Annotated in this window: 23 protein-coding genes; 10 read left to right on the forward strand and 13 right to left on the reverse strand. The window is 66.3% G+C overall.

Going from position 1 to position 21,254, the window contains the following annotated elements; all coding sequences use genetic code 11:
• Nucleotides 1-6 precede the first annotated feature (6 nt).
• The 3 genes from OG300_RS39640 (at nt 7) to OG300_RS39650 (ending at nt 2,719) form a co-directional block, all read left to right on the forward strand.
• Nucleotides 7-738, forward strand: a complete 732-nt coding sequence (locus OG300_RS39640) for a DJ-1/PfpI family protein (protein WP_405490167.1) — start codon at nt 7-9, stop codon at nt 736-738.
• Nucleotides 739-854: 116 nt separating this feature from the next.
• Nucleotides 855-1,859 (forward strand): saccharopine dehydrogenase NADP-binding domain-containing protein, encoded by a 1,005-nt coding sequence (locus OG300_RS39645; protein WP_405490169.1) that lies wholly within the window; start codon nt 855-857, stop codon nt 1,857-1,859.
• A gap of 11 nt (nt 1,860-1,870) precedes the next feature.
• Nucleotides 1,871-2,719 (forward strand): NAD(P)H-binding protein, encoded by an 849-nt coding sequence (locus OG300_RS39650; RefSeq protein ID WP_405490171.1) that lies wholly within the window; start codon nt 1,871-1,873, stop codon nt 2,717-2,719.
• Here the strand turns inward: OG300_RS39650 and OG300_RS39655 are convergent.
• The 7 genes from OG300_RS39655 to OG300_RS39685 form a co-directional block, all read right to left on the reverse strand.
• The gene (locus OG300_RS39655; RefSeq protein ID WP_405490173.1) at nt 2,706-4,361 is read right to left on the reverse strand and encodes a sulfatase-like hydrolase/transferase; all 1,656 of its coding nucleotides are present in this window, start codon (nt 4,359-4,361) and stop codon (nt 2,706-2,708) included. The two genes, OG300_RS39650 and OG300_RS39655, sit on opposite strands and share 14 nt — an antisense overlap.
• 302 nt (nt 4,362-4,663) lie before the next feature.
• Complete coding sequence (locus OG300_RS39660; protein ID WP_405490175.1) at nt 4,664-6,019, reverse strand: S8 family serine peptidase; 1,356 nt, start codon at nt 6,017-6,019, stop codon at nt 4,664-4,666.
• A 222-nt stretch (nt 6,020-6,241) separates the two neighbouring features.
• Entirely contained in the window at nt 6,242-7,069 is an 828-nt protein-coding gene (locus OG300_RS39665) for a class II fructose-bisphosphate aldolase (RefSeq protein WP_405490177.1), read from the reverse strand.
• The gene (locus OG300_RS39670) at nt 7,066-8,016 is read right to left on the reverse strand and encodes a hexose kinase (protein WP_405490179.1); all 951 of its coding nucleotides are present in this window, start codon (nt 8,014-8,016) and stop codon (nt 7,066-7,068) included. The genes OG300_RS39665 and OG300_RS39670 overlap by 4 nt, the downstream gene beginning before the upstream one ends.
• A complete protein-coding gene (locus OG300_RS39675; protein ID WP_405490181.1) occupies nt 8,013-9,170 on the reverse strand; it encodes an N-acetylglucosamine-6-phosphate deacetylase in 1,158 nt (385 codons plus the stop codon). Before OG300_RS39675 ends, OG300_RS39670 begins: the two co-directional genes overlap by 4 nt.
• Before the next feature lie 217 nt (nt 9,171-9,387).
• Nucleotides 9,388-10,338 (reverse strand): ROK family protein, encoded by a 951-nt coding sequence (locus OG300_RS39680; protein ID WP_405490183.1) that lies wholly within the window; start codon nt 10,336-10,338, stop codon nt 9,388-9,390.
• Nucleotides 10,338-11,255 (reverse strand): SIS domain-containing protein, encoded by a 918-nt coding sequence (locus OG300_RS39685; protein ID WP_405490185.1) that lies wholly within the window; start codon nt 11,253-11,255, stop codon nt 10,338-10,340. The genes OG300_RS39680 and OG300_RS39685 overlap by 1 nt, the downstream gene beginning before the upstream one ends.
• A 154-nt stretch (nt 11,256-11,409) precedes the next feature.
• Between OG300_RS39685 and OG300_RS39690 the strand changes: the two genes are divergently transcribed.
• Genes OG300_RS39690 through OG300_RS39705 form a run of 4 tightly spaced genes read left to right on the forward strand, consistent with a single transcriptional unit; the run spans nt 11,410 to nt 15,153 of the window.
• Complete coding sequence (locus OG300_RS39690; protein ID WP_405490187.1) at nt 11,410-12,651, forward strand: extracellular solute-binding protein; 1,242 nt, start codon at nt 11,410-11,412, stop codon at nt 12,649-12,651.
• Nucleotides 12,648-13,547 carry a carbohydrate ABC transporter permease gene (locus OG300_RS39695; protein WP_405490189.1) on the forward strand — a complete coding sequence of 300 codons (900 nt, stop codon included), beginning with the start codon at nt 12,648-12,650 and terminating at the stop codon, nt 13,545-13,547. The genes OG300_RS39690 and OG300_RS39695 overlap by 4 nt, the downstream gene beginning before the upstream one ends.
• Nucleotides 13,544-14,368: a carbohydrate ABC transporter permease gene (locus OG300_RS39700; RefSeq protein ID WP_405490191.1), complete on the forward strand. Its 825-nt coding sequence runs from the start codon at nt 13,544-13,546 to the stop codon at nt 14,366-14,368. Before OG300_RS39695 ends, OG300_RS39700 begins: the two co-directional genes overlap by 4 nt.
• The gene (locus OG300_RS39705) at nt 14,365-15,153 is read left to right on the forward strand and encodes a DeoR/GlpR family DNA-binding transcription regulator (RefSeq protein ID WP_405490193.1); all 789 of its coding nucleotides are present in this window, start codon (nt 14,365-14,367) and stop codon (nt 15,151-15,153) included. Before OG300_RS39700 ends, OG300_RS39705 begins: the two co-directional genes overlap by 4 nt.
• A 106-nt stretch (nt 15,154-15,259) precedes the next feature.
• Here OG300_RS39705 and OG300_RS39710 read toward each other — a convergent pair whose 3' ends face one another.
• Nucleotides 15,260-15,451 carry a DUF397 domain-containing protein gene (locus OG300_RS39710; protein ID WP_405490195.1) on the reverse strand — a complete coding sequence of 64 codons (192 nt, stop codon included), beginning with the start codon at nt 15,449-15,451 and terminating at the stop codon, nt 15,260-15,262.
• Nucleotides 15,448-16,350, reverse strand: a complete 903-nt coding sequence (locus OG300_RS39715; RefSeq protein ID WP_405490197.1) for a helix-turn-helix domain-containing protein — start codon at nt 16,348-16,350, stop codon at nt 15,448-15,450. Before OG300_RS39715 ends, OG300_RS39710 begins: the two co-directional genes overlap by 4 nt.
• 258 nt (nt 16,351-16,608) lie before the next feature.
• Here OG300_RS39715 and OG300_RS39720 point away from each other — a divergent pair, with 258 nt between their 5' ends.
• The 3 genes from OG300_RS39720 (at nt 16,609) to OG300_RS39730 (ending at nt 17,577) form a co-directional block, all read left to right on the forward strand.
• Nucleotides 16,609-16,827 carry a hypothetical protein gene (locus tag OG300_RS39720; RefSeq protein WP_405490199.1) on the forward strand — a complete coding sequence of 73 codons (219 nt, stop codon included), beginning with the start codon at nt 16,609-16,611 and terminating at the stop codon, nt 16,825-16,827.
• Nucleotides 16,824-17,051: a hypothetical protein gene (locus OG300_RS39725; protein ID WP_405490201.1), complete on the forward strand. Its 228-nt coding sequence runs from the start codon at nt 16,824-16,826 to the stop codon at nt 17,049-17,051. The genes OG300_RS39720 and OG300_RS39725 overlap by 4 nt, the downstream gene beginning before the upstream one ends.
• Nucleotides 17,052-17,316: 265 nt before the next feature.
• Nucleotides 17,317-17,577 carry a hypothetical protein gene (locus OG300_RS39730; protein WP_405490203.1) on the forward strand — a complete coding sequence of 87 codons (261 nt, stop codon included), beginning with the start codon at nt 17,317-17,319 and terminating at the stop codon, nt 17,575-17,577.
• A 228-nt stretch (nt 17,578-17,805) separates the two neighbouring features.
• Here OG300_RS39730 and OG300_RS39735 read toward each other — a convergent pair whose 3' ends face one another.
• The 4 genes from OG300_RS39735 to OG300_RS39750 all read right to left on the reverse strand — a co-directional run bounded on the left by OG300_RS39735 (nt 17,806) and on the right by OG300_RS39750 (nt 21,223).
• Nucleotides 17,806-18,579 (reverse strand): DUF1460 domain-containing protein, encoded by a 774-nt coding sequence (locus OG300_RS39735; protein WP_405498842.1) that lies wholly within the window; start codon nt 18,577-18,579, stop codon nt 17,806-17,808.
• A gap of 64 nt (nt 18,580-18,643) precedes the next feature.
• Nucleotides 18,644-20,101 carry an AIM24 family protein gene (locus OG300_RS39740; protein WP_405498843.1) on the reverse strand — a complete coding sequence of 486 codons (1,458 nt, stop codon included), beginning with the start codon at nt 20,099-20,101 and terminating at the stop codon, nt 18,644-18,646.
• 141 nt (nt 20,102-20,242) lie between these two features.
• Nucleotides 20,243-20,893, reverse strand: a complete 651-nt coding sequence (locus tag OG300_RS39745; protein ID WP_405490205.1) for a cysteine hydrolase family protein — start codon at nt 20,891-20,893, stop codon at nt 20,243-20,245.
• A gap of 3 nt (nt 20,894-20,896) precedes the next feature.
• On the reverse strand, nt 20,897-21,223 hold the full coding sequence (locus OG300_RS39750) for a hypothetical protein (protein WP_405490207.1): 327 nt from the start codon (nt 21,221-21,223) through the stop codon (nt 20,897-20,899).
• Between the last annotated feature and the right edge of the window lie 31 nt (nt 21,224-21,254).

A 21,254-nucleotide genomic window follows, 5' to 3' on the forward strand; every position in this document is an offset into this window, starting at 1 on the left:
TGTCCCATGACCTTCCAGATCGCCATCGTGCTCTACCCCGGACTGACCGTGCTGGACGTGGTCGGCCCCTACGAGGTGCTGCGCGGTATCCCCGACTCCGAAATTCGATTCGTCGCCAACCAGGTGGGTCCGGTCGTCTCCGATTCCGGCGTGCTCGCCCTGGGCGCGACCCACACCTTCGCCGAGACCCCCGCACCGGATCTGGTGCTGGTCGGCGGCTCGGAGGCCTCGACCACCGAGGCGATGGCCAACAAGGAACTCATCGCGTGGTTGCGCGCCGTCCACCCCACCACACGCTTCACCACCTCGGTCTGCTCGGGTGCGCTGGTGCTGGCGGCCGCCGACATCCTGCGCGGGCATCCCGCCACCACGCACTGGGCCGCCCAGCCCGCGCTGGCCGCCTTCGGCGCGGAATCCCGCCCGCACGACCGCATCGTGCAGAGCGGCAAGATCGTCACCGCCGCAGGCGTTTCCGCGGGCATCGACCTGGGGCTGTGGCTGGTCGGTGAGATCTCCGGTGAGGAGACCGCCCAGCTGACCCAGCTGGGTATCGAATACGACCCGCATCCGCCGTTCGAAACCGGCCATCCGGACAAGGCTTCCGCGGGCCTGATGCGCAAGGCTCGGCTGGACATGACCAAGCGCGCTGCCAGTCCCCGCATTCCGCTGGATGTGGCCAGTGCCTTCTGGACCCTCACCCTCAATCGGATGCGCGACCGGGCGGCTGCCAAGCGCTGAATCACGTTCGTTTTCAAGATCTTTCCGCTGGGACCGACGACTTTCGGTCCCAGCGGGCGTCTCTACTTCTGAACTGATGTTCGAATTGTCCGTCGATTCAGAAGAGTTGATCATTCATGACCGTATTCGCCGTTTACGGGGCCACCGGTCACACCGGTCGCCTGGTTACCGCCGACCTGCTCGCGCGCGGGCAGGAGGTGGTGGTGTCCGGGCGCGACCCGGAAAGCCTTGCCGCGCTGGGTGACGTGCGCGCCATGCCCGCCGCCCTCGATGATCCGCCGGCCCTGCGCGCCCTCGCGGAGGCGGCCGATGTGCTCATCCACTGTGCCGGGCCGTTCGCAATCACCGGGTTGCCGGTGGCCACCGCCGCAGTCGAAGGCGGCTGCCACTACATCGATCACGCGGTGGAGATCCATCACGTCAAGCTGCTGCTGGACACCTTTCAGGAGCGTGCCCAGCGGGCCGGGATCACCATGCTGCCGAGCGTCAGCTTCTACGGCGGCCTCGGCGACCTGCTGGCCGGGGCCGTGGCTCGAGGCGTGCCCGACATCGATCGAATCACGGTGGCCTACAACGTCACCAACTGGATGATGACCCACGGTGCGGTCGAGACCGCCCGCCTGCTGTTCGCCGATACCGACCGCATCGGTTATGCCGACGGCGCGCAGCAGTACGGCTTCATCGAACCCCGCCAGGCCATCTTCGCCTTCCCGCCGCCGGTCGGCCCGCGTCCCATGATCGCGCCGGTTCCGTTCCCGGAGACGGTGACCGTGCCCCGCCACACCCGGACGCGCGCGGTGGAAGCCCAGCTGACCGCCCGCACCTTCGCCGAAGACCAGGCGTTCACCAGCGAGCAGGTCGCACCCGAGGCGCGTGCGGCCAGCGAATTCACCATCGCCGCACAGATTCTCGCCGGGGGCGGGTCCGCTGCGGGCTACCTCAGCGGCCGGGACCTGTGGCAGGCCGCGGCGCTCGCCTCGGTGGAAGCTGCCGTCCGGCTGGTCGACGGTAGTGCCAAGAGCGGAGTCGCCAGTCCCGGTGAGGCTTTCGACCCTGTCGACTTCCTCACCGTCGTCGCCGATCGCGGCGCGTTCACCCTCGACCTGCCGAAAACCGTTTGAGGAGCATCGAAATGGCACCCATCCTCGTCACCGGAGCAGCCGGCGGCAGTCAGGGCGGCACCGGCCGCCGCGTCGCCGAATCCCTCCTCGAAGCCGGACTGCCGGTGCGGGCCTTCGTGCACAGCGACGATGCCCGCGCGGCCGAACTGAAGGACCTCGGCGCGGAGATCGTGCTGGGCGACCTCCGGGAGATACAGTCCGTAACCCCCGCCCTGCAAGGCGTGCGCCGCGCCTACTTCACCTATCCGGTCACCGCCGGAATGCTGGACGCCGCAGCCGTTTTCGCCGCGGTCGGACAGCAATCCGGGCTGGAACGGGTGGTCGCGGTCTCGCAGCTCGGGTCCGATCCGCAGGCCGGCACCCCGCATATGCGTCGGCACTGGGTCGCTGAACAGGCTCTCGACCGTGCCGGTATCGGTGCGGTGCACCTGCGGGCGGCGGTGTTCTTCGAGAACCTGCGAGTCGCCATCGGTGATACCGGTGTACTGGCCCTGCCGCTGGGTTCCCCTGACACCGTGCTGCCGCTCATCGCGGGCGCGGACGTGGCCGGGGTGGGCTCCGGAGTGCTGCGCACCGACGGTCCGGTCGACCCCGTGCTGTGGCTGGCCGGGGAGATCATGACCGTCGGGGAGGCGGCCGAGATCCTCGGTGTCCCTTACGTTCCCGTGGACGCGGGGGAGTGGGCGAGGACCGCGATCGACGTCTACCGCGACGAGGTCGCCGTCGAACACCTCACCCACCTGTGGACCATGTTCGCCGCCATCGGATCCGGTCACGAGCTGTTCCGCGTCACCGAATCCATCGAACAGTTCACCGGCCGCCCGCCGATCACTTTGCGCGAGTTCGCTACTGCGGGGTGAGGAAGTCCTGTAGGAAGCTGCCCGTGCGCTCGGCCTTCGTCGCGATGCTGCGCTGCGACTGCTCGTAGTCGTCGATGCCTTGATCCTGAGCGTCCTTCAGGTAGGCCGGTAGCGGCTGCTGGATCTCGGTGTCGACGGCCCGCGCGAGCAGCTGTTCCATGCTGGAGCGCAAGGGATTTCCGCTCGCCGCCTGATTGTCGAGTTCCAGCCGTCCCTTATCGGTGGAGTAGTCGTAGAGCTCGAACTCCTGCTCCTGCGCGGCGTCGACCTGGATCCGGCCGTCCACCCAGTGCGAGTAGGTGGCGAACTTCGCATCGGCGGTCCGGACCATGGCGACGTGCGCGGGCGCGTTGCTGTCGAACAGCAACGCGGCTTCCTCGATCGACGCCTCGTCGGTGGTGTGCGCGATGTAGGGGCGACCGGGCGCGGAAGCGTTGCGGCACAACGCGGTCAGATCCAAGCGGGTCTGTAGATGCTGGTATCGGTCGACCGAGCGCCACCCGGTCCCGCCGGTGGCGATGGTCAGCAGTAGCGGGGTGAGGTCCACGCTCGAGGTGAGCTGGTTGCGGACACTGGTCCCGGAGGTCGGGCTCAGGTAGCCGCGCGGGTCGTGCACGTAGAACGGGACCCGCACCGCCTCGTCGTACGCGCCGCCGCCCTTGCCGTGCAGGCCATGTGATCCCGCGTAATCCCCATGGTCGGAGGTGAAGATGACGACGGTGTTGGCGGCCACGTCGGGACGCGAGTTCAGGGTGTCCAGTACCCGGCCGATCTGGATGTCGACCTGCTGTTGCAGCCACAGGTACAGGTTGCGCATCTCGATCCAGGCGGTCATCGCCTCCTGCGTCCCGTACGGGGCCAGCCCGAACGCGATCACCGACGCCTGCACCAGTGCCGTCTGCAGGCGCGGCTTCGCCGAAAGCTGTTCCAGGGACTCGAAATTGGCCGGGAGCTGATCCATCCAGCGCGGGATGTCGAGGCTGTTCTGGTCACGCCGTGTCCACCGCGGCCAGTACTGGATATCGTGCGGGTTCACCAGCGACACCGTCGTGCACCACGGCGCCCCGCCCGAATCGTGCTCGAACCAGTCCACGAAGTCGTCCACGATCTTCGGATCCGCCTGCAATCCCTGCCCCGGAGCGCCGTTCGGCGAAGGATAGGTGCCGCCCCCGAACCCGTACGCGTCCAACGCCCCCGGTGTCCGATCCGGGTAGTGCCCCAGATGCCATTTCCCCCACCAGGTCGACTCGTACCCCTGCTCCCGCAGCATCGACCCCCAGGTCGGAAACTTCGGCGACAGCGTCGATTCCGACACCACCATGCATCCCGTCTGGTGCGCGTAGAGGCCCGTCACCAACGCGCCCCGCGACGCGGTGCAATCGTTCGCGGCCGTGTAATGCCCCTCGAACGACACACTCCCATTACGGATTCGCGCGATATTCGGTAGCAGCTGATCCAACGTCCCCTGATCCGGGAACCACATGGGAGCCCGCATCTCGTCCACGATCACCACGAGAATATTCGGCTTCGAGGCATCCACATCGGCCCGAGCCCGCCCGGCCGCGCCACCCACCTCGGCCGCCACCGCTGCCGCCGTCACCGAAGCAGCGGCCCCGGAAAGAAACCCGCGTCTGCCGAACATCTCGCTCCTACATTCAGGTACCGAAGCACCCGGAAGATCACGAGTGCATTGGACCGGCAGCGTAGGTGAGGCCCGGGAAGTTTCACATCACACGTCCGTGGGACCCGCATCCCCCATACGGGGGACAAAGACGCCAGGACCAGCGAGAACCCAAAGACTAAGGAATCCTTGTGGTTCCGTCAGCACCCCTACCCCAGCATGTAGGCCGGGCGCATTGCTGCGCCCGGCCCCTTGACTGCTGTGCATCGGGCTCGAGCAAGCCCGTGCGGGCGAGCGTCAGTGACTTGACCGCAAGGCCACGGTCACAGGCCGCTGATATTCAGCAACAAGTTGGGGGTGGTGCCGAAGTTCGAGCTCGGAGGCGGATTGTCGGTGATCGCACCCGAAGTCGCATGGGATATGAGCCACTGCTGGATCGTGGCTGTAGGGGCGTCACCATAGGTGGCCTTGTACAACGCCGCAGCACCGGCAACGAGCGGGGCCGCGAACGACGTTCCGCCGACGAACATATGCGTATTGTTCGGAGCTGTCGTTGTCACATTGAGGCCGGGAGCATACATACCGACACAGCCTCCTGAATTACTGTCGACGGCTATTGTGTCGAGCCTGGTGCTCGATGCCACAGTAATCCCGCCCTTCGCATTCTGTGGAATGCTGAGGCAGGCGTACCAAGGGGTGCCAGGGTTGTTGGCATCGTTTCCTGCGGCAGTGGCTATGAACGCGCCGGCCGCGGACAGTTTATCTACCGCGCCCGTCAAGGTGCTCCTCAGGTCGGCAATACGCGGGTACTCGTATGAAATGTTCACGACCGCGGGCTTCTGCATGTTGTTCCCCGTGAGCAGCCAGTCGACTCCGAGCAGCATATTCGAATATACGATAGTCGCCGTTGTGCATTGGCTGATCTTCACCGAATGAAGTTTCACCTGCCGTGCGATACCGGTGGCGGAACCGCCCAGCATGCCGGCAACCTCGGTTCCGTGATCCCAACTATCGGCGCTCGAGGGGCATAGCCCTCCGTTCCCGCCGGGGAACACGTCATGGTCATTGGTGGCGCGGCCACCGAACTCGGGGTGAGTCAAATCGATGCCGTTGTCGAGCACGTAGGCGTTCACTCCCGCGCCGGTGGACGCCGGATTGAATGAGCTCACGTACGCCGCTGGGTCAGTCGGAAGCGGCTGTTGCTGCGAAATGCGATCCAGAAACCACTCGGGATGAGCTTGGTAGAACGCACGACCCGCCTCGGTAAGTCCTTTACACGTGGTCGTCGAGAGCGGTAGTGAGCACTCGCTTTCACTCGAAGTGTCGCCGACCCCGTTTTCGTCGATCAACGAGACCCGGTCATCGGACTGAAGGGTCAGCAGCTGCTGCGAAGATAATTTCGCCGCAAACCCATTGAGGGCATGCGTATATCTTGCAATCGGCTTGTCGATCTTCAGGTCACCGAGAACTTCATCGATAGACGCACCATCTTGCAATGCAACAACGTACTCACCCTCGATCGACTTACCGTCGGCCATCCGGTTGACATTGACATGTTTGCCATGTGAGTGGTTTGGCTCGGCGTGCGCCAGCTGACTACCCGAGAGGGAAATCGCCACAACGGCGCCCAAGAGGGCGAACCGCTTCATTCTCATATCCAATGGACCAATCTTCGACATGCGTACGAACGCAGCACGCCACCCCACACAGCAACCCTGCCGCAACTAACGACTGTAAGTTACCTGAGCAAGAGCTGTGAAGTACACATGTTTCACATACACAAACTGTGTGTCTCCGATTTTTCAAATCCCTGAACTCGAACTCGATAGATGCGATATGGCCCACCCGAAGCCGCGTTCGGCCCAGGCGCGGCTCATGGCCGACCGGATCGATGGGTATCCCTATACATCGAGAATGCGGATCAAGCGAATCCCTTCGTCGCGCAGTGCGTTCCTCCCGGCGCCCAGGTATCGCCGTGGATCGGAGGCCTTGGACTCCACGAGCAGGACTGCCCGGATGCCCTCTGTCAAAGCGATATTCAGGCGGGTGGCGAGGTTGATCTTGTCCATCCCGGCCTCGACGGCTCCCCGCAGGCCCGCGTCCGGTACCCCCGACGAGCCGTGCAGGACCAGTGGGACACCGACTTTCGCTGTCAGCGCCTCGATCAGGTCGAAGTCGAGGCGGGCATCGCGGGTGTGCATGGCGTGCGATGAACCCACCGCGACGGCGAGGGCGTCGACTCCGGTCGCTGTCACGAATTCCACGGCCTGGTCCGGATCGGTGCGTGCGCCCGGTGCGTGCGCACCGTCCTTGCCGCCGATCTCGCCCAGTTCGGCCTCGACGTGGACGTCGCGGTCGTGGCACCAGGCGACGATCTCGGAGGTCGCGGTCACGTTGGCGGAATAGTCCAGGGCGGATCCGTCGAACATGACGGAGTCGATTCCGACTTCGACTGCCTCGGAGATCAATTCGCGGGAAGTCGCATGATCCAGATGTACAGCGAGGGTGGCGGGACTGCGGGCGGCCAGCCGGAGGCAGGCCACGGCCAGCGGCTCGAGACCGCCGTGATAGCGGACCGTGTTCTCCGAGATCTGGAGTACCACAGGGCGTCTCGTGATCTCGGCGGCCGACACGATCGCCTCGGCATGTTCCAGGGTGATGACATTGAACGCGGCCAGCCCACCCGGACGAGCGAGTGCGAACAGTTCGGGTAGCGGAAGCAAGCTCACGCCGGTAGCTCCTCGCACGGTGCGGCCAGTGCGGTGACGACCACATCGGTGGCCAGCCGCTGCCGCAATCGCAGGTCGATGGCCCCGGCAACCGGAATGACCACCGCCGCAGCGGATGTCGCGACCGCGTCGGCCAGCAGCGCGGTCCACTCCGGGTCGGGAGCCGCGGCGAGGCCCTTGATCACCGCGGCCACGGCGGCGTCGCCCGCCCCGGTCGGATTCCCGGCCAGCCGCGACGGCAGCGCCGCGGACCAGGCGCCCGAACCGGTGGCGGCGATCATGCCGTCGGCCCCGCGTGTCGCGAGTACGGCGCGCACGCCCGCCGCCAGCAGCGGCCGCACCGCGTCCACCATTGCTTCCGGTGAGTCCAGCACGGTGCCCGTGAGCTGCGGCAGTTCGTCCTGGTTGGGGGTCAGCACCACGCCGGGAATCGTTGCGGCGAAACGCAATGCGGGGCCGTCGACGTCACAGACCGCGGGCACGCCCGCCTCGAGTGCCAGCCTGACCAGTTCGCCCGGCAGGGTGTGATCCACGCCGCCGGGCAGCGATCCCGCGACCACCACACCGGTCAGCTCCGGCAGCAGGTTCCGCACGCGATCCAGCAGCCGGTGCACGGCATGGGGTTCGGTGAGGTGCGCTCCCGGCTCCCACAGTCCCGTCGCGGTGCCGTCGTCGGATTCGCTGATCACCACGGTTCGGCGCACCCACGGCAGTGCGGGTACGAAGTCTGCCGCGAACTCCATCTCGGCCGCCGCAGCGAACATGTGGTCGGCGAAACCGGTTGCTCGCGAGGCGATTCCGAGTTGGCCGAGGATGCGGGTGACGTTCACGCCCTTCCCGCCGAGCCGCTGCTCCACCGCCAGTACCCGCTGGGCCCGGCCCAGGGCGAGCTGCTCCACCCGGTACGTCATGTCATAGGCCGGATTCAAAGTGACAGTGAGGATCACGCCAGCCACCTCCCTCTTCGCAATACCCGAACCAATCGCAGATCGTCGTCGACGACGACCGCGTCGGCGAACATGCCGGGACGCAGATCACCGACGTCGGGCAGGCCGACCACTGCCGCCGGAATCGACGTCGCCGCGGCCACCGCCTCGGTCAACGGCAACCCACACTCGTGGACTGCCCAGCGCAGGCAGTGCAGCAGCGTCGAGGTGCCGCCCGCGATGGAACCGCCCGGCACCCGCGCCACCCCGTCCGTCACGGTCACGGTCTGCGGTCCCAGCCGGTACTCCCCGTCCGGCATGCCCGCCGCCTGCATGGCATCGGTGATCAGAATGACCTGGCCCGGCACGGTCGCGAAAACGAATGTGCCGAAGCCGGATTCGACGTGCACCCCGTCGCCGATGAGTTCCACGAACGCCTGCCGCTCCGCCGCGGCGACCAGTCCCGCCGCCACCGGTCCCGGCGCGCGATGATGCAGCGGCGGCATCCCGTTGCCGATATGCGTGATCAGCGTCGCGCAACCGTTCGGGCCCAGTGCGGAACGGAATTCGGCGAAGTCGGCATCACTGTGCCCGACGGCGACTACCACCCCGGCGTCCGCGAATCGTCGTGCGGCATCGGTGAATCCGGTGCGCTCGGGAGCCATCGTGACAACGCAGAGGTGATCGTCGGCGGCCTTCAACAGCCGATCGACCAGCGCGGGATCCGGATCGATCAGCAGGCTGGGATCGTGTGCCCCGCAACGGGTTCGCGAGAGGAACGGCCCCTCCGCGTGAATACCCGCGATCACCCCCTCCACCGCCAGTTCCCGCAATACGGCCACCTGCGCCACCATGTCGTCGGGCGGGGCGGTGACGATCCCCGCCAGCACACTGGTCGACCCCTGCCGATGATGGAAGGCCGCCGCCGCCCGCGCCTCCCCGCCGTCCACGGTGTCGAACCGGTGCCCGAACCCGCCGTGATTGTGGATATCCACCAGCCCCGGCAGCACCGTCCCCGAGAACTCCGGCGGCAATTCCCGATGCGCCGCAACCCAATCCGTGGCGGATCTGACAGCCGCGACCCGCTCACCCTGCACCGTGATCACCGCGTCCTCGATCACTCCCGCCCCGGTGACCACGCGCCCCCGCAGGTCCAGCACGCGCCCATTGCTCATCCCCGGCCCCCTGTCCCCAGTGTCCATTCGAGCCCGTCGGCGCGAGCGTTGTTTCCCCGACCGGACTCCGTCGTCGGCTCACCGCGCCGCACGGTGGTCCGGGCGTGGCGATGCCGCGCAGGTGTGAAGGGTCGACGTGCGGGGCGACCAGCCTGCCGCGGTCTGCGCACACGGTGTGCCGGGCGCATCGCTGGCTCGGAATCCTCGCGGGGACCGGTCATTCCAGCGTGCCTGTCCGGGCCAGGCTCGCCGCTCCGACCAGCCCGGCGCGGATACCGAAGCTGCCCACGGCTACTCGCGGTACCGGGACCACTCGGAGCAGGGCGGTGAGGCGAAGTCGGAGGGCGTCGGTGAGCAGTGTTCCGGCACCGGACAGCCCGCCACCGAGCACGATCAGCTCCGGGCAGGTCGCGTGCAGGACACCGAGTAGTCCCTCGGCGAGGGCGTCGACGGCGTCGGCGATCACCGCGCTCGCGGTGGGGTCGATGTCGGCTACGTCGAAAACCGACTCCGCACGGGTGAGGTTCAGGCCGGTGCGGGCGTTGTAGGCGCGGGCGATGGCCGGTCCCGAGGCGACTGTCTCGACACAGCCGGTATTGCCGCAGGGGCAGGGGAGGCCGTCGCGGTGCCGGACCGGGATGTGGCCGTACTCGCCGGCTTGCGCGTCCTCGCGGTGCGCGGGGGTGCGTACCAGGCGGCCGCCGACAGCGAGGGTGCCGCTGATTCCAGTGCCGATGATCAGTACCACGACGTCGTCGATGCCCGCGCCCGCGCCGTAGCGCCATTCGGCCCAACCCGCGACGGTCACATCGTGGTCGAGTAGTACCGGCATGCCCCAGCGGTCGGCGAAACGGCCGCCCACCTTCACGTTTCGCCAGCCGAGGTTGCTGCTGAAGACGGCGGTGCCGTGCTCCCGGTCGACCAGGCCGGGCAGGATGACGGCGGCACGCGCGACGCGGGCCCGCCGCTCGGGTGTCAGGGTGGCCAGCAGGTTCGCCCCGAGCGACTCGATGGCGTCGAACGCGGCCTCACCGTGCGGGGTGGGGATGGTGGCGGCACACAGGACGGCGGCGTCCGCGTCGGTGATCTCACCCTTGGTCGTGGTCCCGCCGACGTCCACGGCGAGCACCAGATCTGTTGCCGCGACGGCATTCACAGGGCCACCCATCAATCCAGGATGACCGACCGGTTCAGACTGCGCGGCTGATCCGGGTTCAATCCCAGGTCAGCGGACCGCAGCAGGCACAGTCGATGCACCCGCACCAGTTCGGCGAGCGGGTCTACGGGGCGATGCTCGACATGCGCTCCGGTGGCCGCGATGTCGTCCGCAAGCCCCGCGACGAGCGATCCGAGCGCCCACACCACCCGGCCGGGGGCGGCGATGCTGATGGGGCCGTGCCGGTATTCGGTGGCGAGGTAGGACTCGGTCCAGGCCTGGCAGGACTCGCGCAGCTTCAAGGCGGCTTCCTCGGCCAGCGCGGCGGCGAAACCCATTCCCACGAAGGTGATCTGCTCGGCGTCCCGTACCCGGGCCAGTGATTCGGCCGGATCCTCCGCCAGCACCCGGCGGGCCTGCGCGATCACCGGGGTCAGATCCTCGCCCAGGTGGTGGCGTAATAGGGCCAGTGTCGTGGTGGCGAACCGGGTTTGCACCACGGATTTCTCGTCCACCTCGTCGATGAGAACGGGCTCGGCGAGGCTCAGCGCGGGGGTTCCGGGACTGGAGCTGATGACCGTGCGCGGAATGCCATCGGGCAGTGCCGACATGGCGGCCAGCACCTCGGTGGTGGTGCCGGAGCGGCAGATCACCAGGTATCGGTCGTAGTCGCGGGCAGTGCGCAATTCGCTGGCGGACCAGGCATCGGTGAGTCCCTGACCAGCTGATTCACGCAGCGCCGCGAATGCGCGGGCCATGAACAGCGAGGTGCCGCAGCCGATTACGGCCACCCGCTCGCCGGGGGCGGGCAGTCGGTCGCGGTGCACGGCGGCGAGGGTGGCCGCGCGCGCCCAGTCATCGGGTTGGGTGGCCACCTCGGCGGCCAGATGGCTTGCGGGGAACAGGATTCGATCGGCGTCCGGCGGCACCCACCCAGGATCAACCCGGTGATCGTTCATGTCAATTTAACGACTCAAACGATCACATTCGCGCAGCATTGGCGTTAGATTCGGACAATCCGAATCGTTCATCCCATCATCCGCGATTCGTTGCGCGCGGTGTGGAGATTGAGAGGTCCCGCTCGTGAAACATGCACTGCGCGGCGCGCTTTCCTCGGTGGCCGCGGTCGCCGGTCTGGTCCTGACGGTATCCGGCTGCGGATTCGGCTCGAGCAGCTCCGACGAGTCGGACCCCAACACGCTGACCTTCCTGGCACCCACCTACAGCGATGGCACCAAGGCCGAATGGGACGCCATCATCGCCGACTTCCAGCAGGCGAACCCGGATATCAAGGTCAAACTCTCGATGGAGTCCTGGGATTCGATCAACGAGGTGGTCCGCACCAAGCTGCAGTCCAAGGGCACCACGCCCGACATCCTCAATATCGACGCCTACTCCACCTTCGCCACCGACGGCCAGCTGTACTCCGCGACCGACATCGCCGACCCGCAGGTCATCAATGATATTCAGCCCGCCTTCGCCAAGAACGCGTCGATCAACGGAACCCAGTGGGCACTACCGCTTTTCGCCTCCACCCGCACGCTTTTCTACAACACCGATCTGTTCGCGAAGGCCGGGATCGCCGCCCCGCCCAAGACCTGGAGCGAACTCACCGACGATGCCAAGAAGATCCAGGCGCTCGGCGGCGTCTCGGGTTACGGGCTGCCGCTGGGCAGTGAGGAGCCGCAGGCCGAGACCTCCATCTGGACCTTCGGCGCGGGCGGCGCGTGGAGTGACGGCACCAAGGTCACCGTCGACACCCCGCAGAACCTCGAGGGTGTGCAGGCCATGAAGGCCATCGCGGAAACCGGTGCCACCGAACAGAATCCGGGTGCGACCAATCGGCTCGACGTGATCAACGCGTTCATCCAGGGCAAGATCGGCATGATCGAGGGGTTGCCGCCGACCATCACCCAGATCGCGTCCAAGAATCCGGGGCTGAAGTACGCGACCTCCCCGTCGCCGACCAAGACCGGCACACCCGTCACGCTCGGTGTCGCCGATCATCTGATGGCGTTCAAGAAGGACGGCACCAAGACCGCCGCCATCAAGAAGTTCCTCAGCTACTTCTACTCGGCCAGCGTCTACGCCAAATTCGTGAGCAGCGAACACTTCATCCCGATCACCAACAGCGGGGCGGCCGCGCTCGCCGACGATCCGGTCACCAAGGCGTTCGCCGCGACCCTGCCGGTGGCGCAGTTCTATCCGAGCAACAACCCGAAATGGGCTGCGGCGCAGGGCGCGATCCAGCAGCAGATGGGCACCATCACGCAGGGCGGCGATCCGGCCGCCGTACTCCAGAAGATCCAGCAGGCCGCGAATTGAGAGTCGTTGCCCGCCAACGATCCACGGCATCGCTGCGCGCGCTGCCGTGGATCGGACCGGTGCTGATCCTGATCGCGGCGATCGTCGCGTTCCCCGCCGGATACATGCTGTGGACCTCCACCCGGGACCTCAGCGCCTACGGGCAGGACCGGGGCCCGGCCGGATTCGCCAACTTCCGCAGGCTGTTCGCCATCGACGAGCTCGGCTCGATCCTGGTGCACACGGTGGTGTGGGTGCTGGCGGTCGTGGTGATCACGCTGGTGGCATCGGCCGCGCTGGCGCAGTTCCTGAACCAGGACTTCCCCGGGCGCACCGCGGTCCGGCTGGCGATACTGGTGCCGTGGGCGGCCTCGGTGGTCATGACGACCACCATTTTCGAGTACATGCTCGACCCGGACGTCGGCATCGCCAACCGGTTCCTGGTCGACATCGGTGTGCTGGACCGGGGTTTCGGGTTCACCAAGCAGGCCGGTCCCGCGTTCCTGGTGGCGATCGGGGTGGCCGTGTTCGTGTCCATCCCGTTCACGACCTACACGATTCTGGCCGGGCTGCAATCGATCCCGGGTGAGATCGACGAGGCGGGGCGGGTGGACGGCGCGAGTTCCTGGCAGCGCTACCTGTATCTGACGCTGCCGCAACTGCGTCCGGCGATGGCGGTCGCGACCATCATCAACATCATCAACTCGTTCAATTCGCTGCCGATTCTCCAGGTGCTCACCGGCAGCATCGCGGGGTTCTCCGCCGACACCACCACGACCTTGACGTTCAAGCTGATTCGGCAGAACCAGCAGGTCGCGACGGCCGCGTCGATGAGCGTGCTGAACTTCGGGCTGATCCTGGTGATCATCGCCATCTACGTGAAGCTGATCCGCCCGGCGGGGGAGGAGGCGCGGTGAAGCGAAAACGCTGGGGGCTCACCGTGATCGGCGCGGTGATCGCTCTGATGTTCCTGCTGCCGTACCTGGTGATGGTGTTCGGGTCGCTGAAACCGCGCTCGGAGATCCTGCGCATCCCGCCGACGTATCTGCCGGAGCACTGGGTGCCGGGCAACTACGCGACCATGTGGCACACCCCCGAGACGCCGCTGCCGTTCAACCTGGTGAGCACGCTGGTGATCTCGGTGTTCGGCACGCTGCTGGTGTTGCTGGTCGCCGTGCCCGCCGCGTATTACACGGCGCGACGGCGGTTTCCGGGGCGGGCACTGTTCCTCGGGCTGGTGCTGGTCACCCAGATGTTGCAGCCGACGGTGCTGGTGACCGGGTTGATCCGGGAGTTCTTCGTACTCGGCATCAATGACACCTGGCTGGCCATGATCCTGGTGAACGCCGCCTTCAACCTGTCGTTCGCGGTGTGGATCCTGCACAGCTTCTTCGCCGGGATTCCGATCGAGGTGGAGGAGGCGGCGCAGCTCGACGGGCTCAACCGCTGGCAGATCCTCACCCGGGTCTCGCTGCCGCTGGTGTGGCCGGGCATCGTCACCGCGACCGTCTTCGCGTTCGTGTCCTGCTGGAACGAATTCGCCGCCAGCCTGGTCATTCTCACCACGCCGGAGAATCAGCCGCTGTCGGTGGCGCTGACCAAGTTCGTCGGGCAGTACGACACGGCTTGGCAATATGTCTTCGCGATCTCTACCGTCGGCATCGTGCCCGTAGTCGTGTTGTTCGCGCTCATCGAGAAGCGCCTGGTCGCCGGCCTCACCGCCGGCAGCGTCAAATGACCGCACCCGCCGATCGGTCCCGGCGCTGGAATCGCCTGCTGGAACTGCTCACCGAGACCGGGCGACTCTCGGTCGAGGAGGCCGCCGAACGCCTGGCCGTCTCCGCGGCGACGGTCCGGCGCGACTTCACCGCCCTCGCCGAACAACAGCTGGCCACCCGCACCCACGGCGGCATCGTCGCCACCTCGGTCGCCTACGATCTGCCCGCCCGCTATCGCGGCACCGACGAGGCCAAGCAGCGCGTCGCCGAACACGCTGCGGCCCTGGTGGATCCGGCCGAAGTGGTAGCGCTCAACGGTGGCACCACCACCACGGCCGTCGCCCGCGCCATCGCCGGACGCGGCGATCTGCCCACCTCCGCCGACAGCGAGTTCACCATCGTCACCAACGCGCTCAATATCGCCGGTGAAATGGTGTTGCGCCCGCATCTGCGGACCATCTGCCTGGGCGGCATGGCCCGGCGCGAATCCTATGAACTGCACGGGCCGCTGGCCGAGCTGGCCTTGGCCGAACTGCGGCTGGACACCCTGATTCTCGGGGTGGGGGCCATCTCCGCCGAGGGCGGCGCGCAGTGCCGCCACCTCGACGAGGCGGGGGTCAACGCCGAAATGGTGCGCCGCGCCCGCCGAGTCGTCGCGGTCGCGACCGCCGAGAAGCTCGAACGCACCGCGCTGGCGCGCATCTGCCCGATCGAATCCATCGACGTCCTCGTCATCGACAAGGACGCGAATCCCGACGCCGTCAACGCAATTCGCGACGCCGGGGTGCGAGTGGATCTGGTCTGAGTCGCTGGGCGACCGCGTGAAGCAGGGCTTTGGCGGATGCTGGAACGCTGAACACCAGAACGCCACTATCCAGACGGCGGATGGGCGTTCTGCGTTCGGAGGGGTGTCAGCGCTCCCAGACGCGGCTGTCGACGAACTTCGCCCAGTCGCTTGCGGGGAACGTCAGGATTGGTCCCCGGCCATCGTCTTTGGTGTCCCGGACCAACGTCACATTGTCAGCGTGGAAGATCTCCACACACTGATTGCCAGTGTTGGACCGGCTCGACTTGTACCACTCGCCCTTGACCGGCTTGTTCACGCCGCGTACTCCTTCGCGATCTCGAGCACCAGGTTCCTGGTGTCTTGTTTCCCCAACGCTACAGCGCGGATACCCTCGATGGCCTGTCGATATCGGTTGACCTCTTCGTCATGCTCGTGGAAGACCGACCCAATAGCACCTTCCGCGTATACGACGGTCGGCAACGCGAGGCCACTTGCGCCCGCCGAGAACTCGAGCCAGTCGAACGACTGCATCGCCAAACCTGGATGGGCGTCGGCCGAGTGCGGCACGATTCGGATTTCGACGTTGTCACGCTCGCCGACTTCGGCCAACCACTCCAGCTGCGCGCGCATCACCGTCGGGCCACCGGCGCGATTCCGAAACACGGCCTCGCAGAGCAACGCCTCATAGTGGAACGTTGAATCATTCAGGCGTACTTGACGTTTGGCAGTCAGTTCGATTCGCCGTTCAAGATCTACCAGAGAGAGATTCGGGTTAGCTCCGCGATCGAGTGCTCGGCGGTAGTCGGAGGTCTGAATCATCGCGGGCAGGATTACCGGATTGTGTGAAATGACCCGAGTGGCAGCGCCCTCCAGTCGAAGAAACTTGCCTGTGTTCGGCGCGATCTGGTCCTTGTATGCCTTCCAGATGTTGCCCTGTCCGTCCCCGCCCTTGGCGCGCTTCTCCTCGGCCCTGACCTCCTCCCACAGCATCCACGCCTTCTCTCGTGCCTCTGCGTCGGCGTTGTAGAACTCCAGCAGGGCGTTGATGTGCAGGTTGCCGAGGCGGTTGGTCGCCCCGTCTTCTAGGCGATCAATTACCGGCCGAGAAACGCCAATGTGGTTGGCCGCAGCCAACACTGCCGATCTGGGCGCTCTCGTCCGTAGCTCTCGCATGTAGTTGCCGAAATCCAGGCGAGAGACCGTTGATCCGCTCATTTTTCTTAGCCTCGCTATCTGAAGTGGAGGTTATTGAGGGTGGTGCACGTATTCGGTGAGGTCGCTGCGTGCACTGCCTGCGACGTGCAGTGTTCGTGGCGACTGTGCACGTCAAGTGCATTCGATGATATTTGACTAGATGCACGTCGGGAGCAGTTTTTGGGCACGATGTGGTGTGTACTTAATTCATAGCGCCTGGCGGCGATAACGAGAAAGGTCGTCGCTCGGGGATTCATCCGAAAAGCACTAGGAGTCGTAATGACTTGGGATGCTTGGGTTTTGACACTGTTGATCTCGGTAACGTTGATCATTGTCGTGGGCGTCCTCATCGAGGACATCAGCGGCGTGGCCGACTACGAGAAGCGCCTTCGCGACGACGACGATACCCACCTGGTCTCGATCAGGGTTCGCGGTCGGGAGTCGCTCGAACATCAGCTCGCCGCCACCGGTCATGGGCGACACCGGAGGTCATCGTGACCGATCGCCCCAGCGTCGTGTCCCACGACCGCGGAAAGATCTATCAGGCCATGATGTTTCCCGGGACCGTCGAAAGCATGCTGACGGTCCACGTCGGATGCGAATTGCCCGATTGTGGACGCCTGGCCCAACTACTCGAGATCTGTAGTGAGAACCGGCGTTTGGGCAATCCGGGCTGGGACTTCGCCGCCGCGCGCACTGCCGCCGCTCGATTGGCGTCGTGAACCATGGCCGGAACGGTCTCGCGTCCGAGCCATTACCGATTGCCGGACTCCGAGCACCTGGCGAACGAGAACAACGTGCGGATCGAACTCGATCGGCACCGGCATTGCGTTGCGGGCAATGCCGGAACGCGTCAATCCTGCGGCGCGAGAGCGCAACTCAGCGAAATAGCCGAAGCGAACGGATGGGGATGGGCGGCGGAGAGCCCTGCCGCGATGGTCATGCCGCACGTATGAAACCGCGTACCGAGGACGAGGAGACGGGGCGATGGAATTCTATGGCCCTCGATTGGCCAGGTTGGAAGACTGCCACATCCGGGACAACGACATCGAGATGACGGCGGCCGAAGCGTTGGAAGCCATGGTGATTCACCGCGACTGCTGCCCGGACCAATGCTCCCGGCAAGCCGCGGCGTCGCGCATCATCACCGTCGAGGACGACAAGTACGAGGGCCGGGACCGCTCGAACGTCATCCTGTTCCCGACGCGGGCCTTTCGGATGGTGGACGATGTCGGCTGCGATCCGTAACCCTCATCCGGCCCCGGCCGGTGAGTGCCCCGACCTCGGAGAAGCCCGTCGAGGAATGCACCTGCACGCCTGTTGTAGCGACGAGTGCCAGGCCAAGGCGTTCTACAGGCGGGCGGTGAAAGATGTTGCCTGCGGTCACAGTTCGTCATGGAACATCTGGCAGCGACTCGAATAGTCTCCTTGTCGATTGCTGCTGTGCCGAGGCCGAGGCGGGGGTTTGCGGCGGCCCTAGGAGTTCGGGCGCAGGACCACCAGGCCCGGCACCGTGTTCAGGTACTGGGTCAGCGGGGTGTCGACCACCTGCATGTTCGCGTCCAGCGACGAGGCGTTGCGGAACATCGGGCCGTTCGGGGTGGAGATGAAGATGCCGACGTGGGTGACGTCGAGGCCGGGGGCGTCGGCGTACGCGCCCAGGTAGTCGCCCGTATGGAGTTGGGAGATCACGGAATTGGTGAAGGCGTTGCTCGGGATGTAGGTGATGTCGCGGTCGACCACCGGGAGGGTGGGCAGGTAGGTGCTGCCGTCACCCTTGGCGTTCAGGTGCTTGGTGAGGGTGACCGCGCCGGAGCTCAGGGAGCCGGTGATGTCGGTGGCGGCGGTGCGGTCGACGCGGGCCCAGTCGGTGAAGAAGTGCTTGTGGTGCAGGAAGTCGACCTGGCCACCGGCGTAGCGGGCATTGATCAGGTTCTGGGTGAACTGGTTTCGATCACCCGAGCGCCGCGCCGCCTCCACGTAGTCGAGGTAGGTGAAGCAGTCCACCCGGCGCAGGTCGATGACCAGCTGCTCGGGTTGGGTCGCGGAACCGATGAGCATGTCCGCGCCGTAGGGGGTGCCGAGCAGGCGGCTCGACAGCTGGGCGATCAGATCGCCCGGCGTCGCGTTGCCCGCGGCAGTGCGGGTGGCGATCAGATCGTCGATCTTCGCGGCGGTGGCGTCATCGAAGGTCGCGTCCGCCATGGCCTGGGTGGGAGCCATGGCGATGCCGCAGACCAGCGCGAGCATGAGCAGCAGAACTCGGGTCAGTGAGCGCACGGCACCTCCGGCAGACGAGACGGTCACCCCGACGCTACCCGAGCAACCCGCCCAGCAGGCCGCCACTCTGGCCCGCCTCCTGACCGCCGCCGGTCCCGCCGATGAAACCACCCGGCGGCAACTCCGAGGGCTGCACGATCACGAAACCGCGGCCCTGGAACGACAGCGTCAGGCCCTCACCGGTGGAACGGCCGATCAGGCGGCTGAAACCGAAGGAGTCATTGCGCTTGATCCCGGTCTGCAGACTCGACGACCAGGCCACGGCGGCTTGCGGATCCGCGTAGGTGGGCTGATCCACGTTCAGCACCACCGGCTGACCGTGCGTGGTGATGGCGATGCGGCCGCGACCGGAGAACACGCAGTTGAAGAAGCCCGCGTTGCTGGCGTAACCGGCCGCGCCCTGCACCCGCTGGATGTTGTAGGTCAGCGAGTTGTCGAAGGCCAGCACGTTCGCGCCGTTGATGGTCAGGCCGTCGGTGCCGTCCAGATCCACCACGTGGACATCGGCGGCGGCGTTGGCCAGGAACAGATCACCGCGACCGGAGATCTGCATGAGCGGGACGCCCTCGCCGGTGAGACGCTGCTGGATGGCGCGGCCGATGCCGCCGGAACCGAGCGCCTTGAAATGCAGATCGCCCTGGTAGGCGACCATCGAACCGGCGCGCGCGAGGGTCTCGCCGTTCACGGCGACCCGGATCATCTTGCTGCCCTGCTTCTGAATGCCGGGACCGTCGACTTCGGCGTGAATCGGTTGGAACAGCTCGCTCTGCACGGACGGCACTCCTTGCGGCATCGAAGACGGCGGGATCGGAGCCGCCGGTTGATAGGGCTGGGGCGGCGGGAAGGACTGCGCCGGTTGATAAGTCGGAGCCGGTTGATACGGCTGGGCCGGAACACCCGGCGGCGGCGCGTACGGCTGATTCTGCTGACCCGGCGGCGGTGCTTGATAACCCGGCGCGGGCGCGGACTGCTGGGGTGGTGGCATCGGCGGATTCGGCTGTGCCGGTTGGTAGTTCTGCGGTGGCGTGGCGGGCGGTTCGGGCTCGTCGTCGATGTTCACGCCGAACGCCGCCGCCAGACCGGCCAGCCCGTCGTCGTAGCCCTGGCCGACCGCGCGCACCTTCCAGGCGTCGCCGCGGCGGTAGATCTCCACGCAGACCACGGCGGCTTCGGTGCTGAGCCCGGTCAGCTGGAAAGTCAGTGTGCCGGAGTCGGATCCGATGGTCGCCAGCAGCGAGCTCGCCCCCGCGAAGGTGGCGGGCCCGCTGCCGTCGAGGCTCGCGGTGATCGCGACCTTGTCCACGTCGGCGGGTAGCGCGGAGGTCTGCACGTCGACCATGTCGCCCGCGCCGCCTCCGTGCCGGTAGACCACGCCCGGGCCGACGGGTTGGTTGAAGAACACGAAATCGCCGTCGGAGCGGACCTTGCCGTTCGCGCCCAGTAGCAGGGCCGAGACGTCGACGCCGACCGACGACCGCACGGTCACGGTCATCCGGTCGGCGGGGGCGGGGCGGTTCTCACCGCGGGCGAGCGCCGTCACCGCGGATCCCCCTCGGCGCACCACAGCTCGGGTCGTACACGATTCACAGGTTCAGTTTGTCGTGCCGGTGGCGCAGATGCCACCGTTCGGGAATCACGCCAGGTCAGCGCCTGCCATCAGGTCGACGAGGGTCTCGGTGCCGACCGTCCGCGAACCTCCGGCGAAAGCCAGCGCGGCCGTGGAACGTTCGGCGGCCTCGGCATGACCAGCACCGCAGGCGTCGGTGACCATGATCGGCAGATAGCCGAGATCGACCGCATGCCGGACGGTCGGTTCGATGCCGACCTCCATGGCGATGCCCGCCACCGCGAAGGTGTCGATACCCAGATCGCGCAGCGCGATATCCAGCGGCGTGCCCAGGAACGCCGACATGGTGATCTTGTCGAACACCACCTCGTCCGGGCCCGGCGCGAGCTCGGGCACCAGCTGATACTGCGGCGAACCCTGCGGGAACGCCGCGCGCACCGCCGCCGGATCGTCCACCCGCTGCCACTCCATGGCGGTGCGCAACTGCGAAACACCCGCGGCCGCAGGCGGTATCGACAGGTGCCGGGTGTAGAAGACGCGGAAACCCCTGGCCCGCGCGGCATCTCGCAGCCGCAGGCACTGTTTGACGATGTGATCGCCGTCGGACAGCTGGCTCACGATGCCGACCTGCATGTCGTAGATCAGCAGCGCCATCCGCGCGGGATCACAGGCATCCGCGACGGTTTGCGGAATGGTCAGGCCGTAAGCGGTCCGCACAGCTCACCTCGTCCGGTCGTAGGGTTCGGAGACATCCACCGTGTCGGCCATCAGGGCCTCCAGCGGCAACGGCGCGATGACCGGGAGGTAGGTCCACTCCAGCAGACCCTTCTTGGTGAGCGGGAAGTCCTCGACATAGCGCTTGGCCTCCTCGACGCTGTCCACCTCGAACACGATGACCACCCCGGGCTCGTCGGCCCGGGCATAGTTCTCCCGGACGATGCCAGCCTTCCACAGCCGCCACACGTTGGCGACCTCTTCGGGTAGGAACGGAGTGATGGTCTCCATGGTGACGCCGGGCTTGAAACTGTCGAATGTAATGACCTTCATGGGATTTCATGAAAGACCCATGATTACAGTG

The organism is Nocardia sp. NBC_00511 (genome assembly GCF_045161165.1).
Classification (GTDB): domain Bacteria; phylum Actinomycetota; class Actinomycetes; order Mycobacteriales; family Mycobacteriaceae; genus Nocardia.

What these genes read in the sequence shown, in the direction of transcription:
- OG300_RS39640 (WP_405490167.1), top strand. Translation starts at nt 7, where the DNA reads ATGACCTTCCAGATCGCCATCGTGCTCTACCCCGGACTGACCGTGCTG.
- OG300_RS39645 (WP_405490169.1), top strand. Translation starts at nt 855, where the DNA reads ATGACCGTATTCGCCGTTTACGGGGCCACCGGTCACACCGGTCGCCTG.
- OG300_RS39650 (WP_405490171.1), top strand. Translation starts at nt 1,871, where the DNA reads ATGGCACCCATCCTCGTCACCGGAGCAGCCGGCGGCAGTCAGGGCGGC.
- OG300_RS39655 (WP_405490173.1), bottom strand. Translation starts at nt 4,361, where the DNA reads ATGTTCGGCAGACGCGGGTTTCTTTCCGGGGCCGCTGCTTCGGTGACG.
- OG300_RS39660 (WP_405490175.1), bottom strand. Translation starts at nt 6,019, where the DNA reads ATGTCGAAGATTGGTCCATTGGATATGAGAATGAAGCGGTTCGCCCTC.
- OG300_RS39675 (WP_405490181.1), bottom strand. Translation starts at nt 9,170, where the DNA reads ATGAGCAATGGGCGCGTGCTGGACCTGCGGGGGCGCGTGGTCACCGGG.
- OG300_RS39680 (WP_405490183.1), bottom strand. Translation starts at nt 10,338, where the DNA reads ATGGGTGGCCCTGTGAATGCCGTCGCGGCAACAGATCTGGTGCTCGCC.
- OG300_RS39705 (WP_405490193.1), top strand. Translation starts at nt 14,365, where the DNA reads ATGACCGCACCCGCCGATCGGTCCCGGCGCTGGAATCGCCTGCTGGAA.
- OG300_RS39715 (WP_405490197.1), bottom strand. Translation starts at nt 16,350, where the DNA reads ATGAGCGGATCAACGGTCTCTCGCCTGGATTTCGGCAACTACATGCGA.
- OG300_RS39720 (WP_405490199.1), top strand. Translation starts at nt 16,609, where the DNA reads ATGACTTGGGATGCTTGGGTTTTGACACTGTTGATCTCGGTAACGTTG.
- OG300_RS39730 (WP_405490203.1), top strand. Translation starts at nt 17,317, where the DNA reads ATGGAATTCTATGGCCCTCGATTGGCCAGGTTGGAAGACTGCCACATC.
- OG300_RS39735 (WP_405498842.1), bottom strand. Translation starts at nt 18,579, where the DNA reads ATGCTCGCGCTGGTCTGCGGCATCGCCATGGCTCCCACCCAGGCCATG.
- OG300_RS39740 (WP_405498843.1), bottom strand. Translation starts at nt 20,101, where the DNA reads ATGACCGTGACCGTGCGGTCGTCGGTCGGCGTCGACGTCTCGGCCCTG.
- OG300_RS39750 (WP_405490207.1), bottom strand. Translation starts at nt 21,223, where the DNA reads ATGAAGGTCATTACATTCGACAGTTTCAAGCCCGGCGTCACCATGGAG.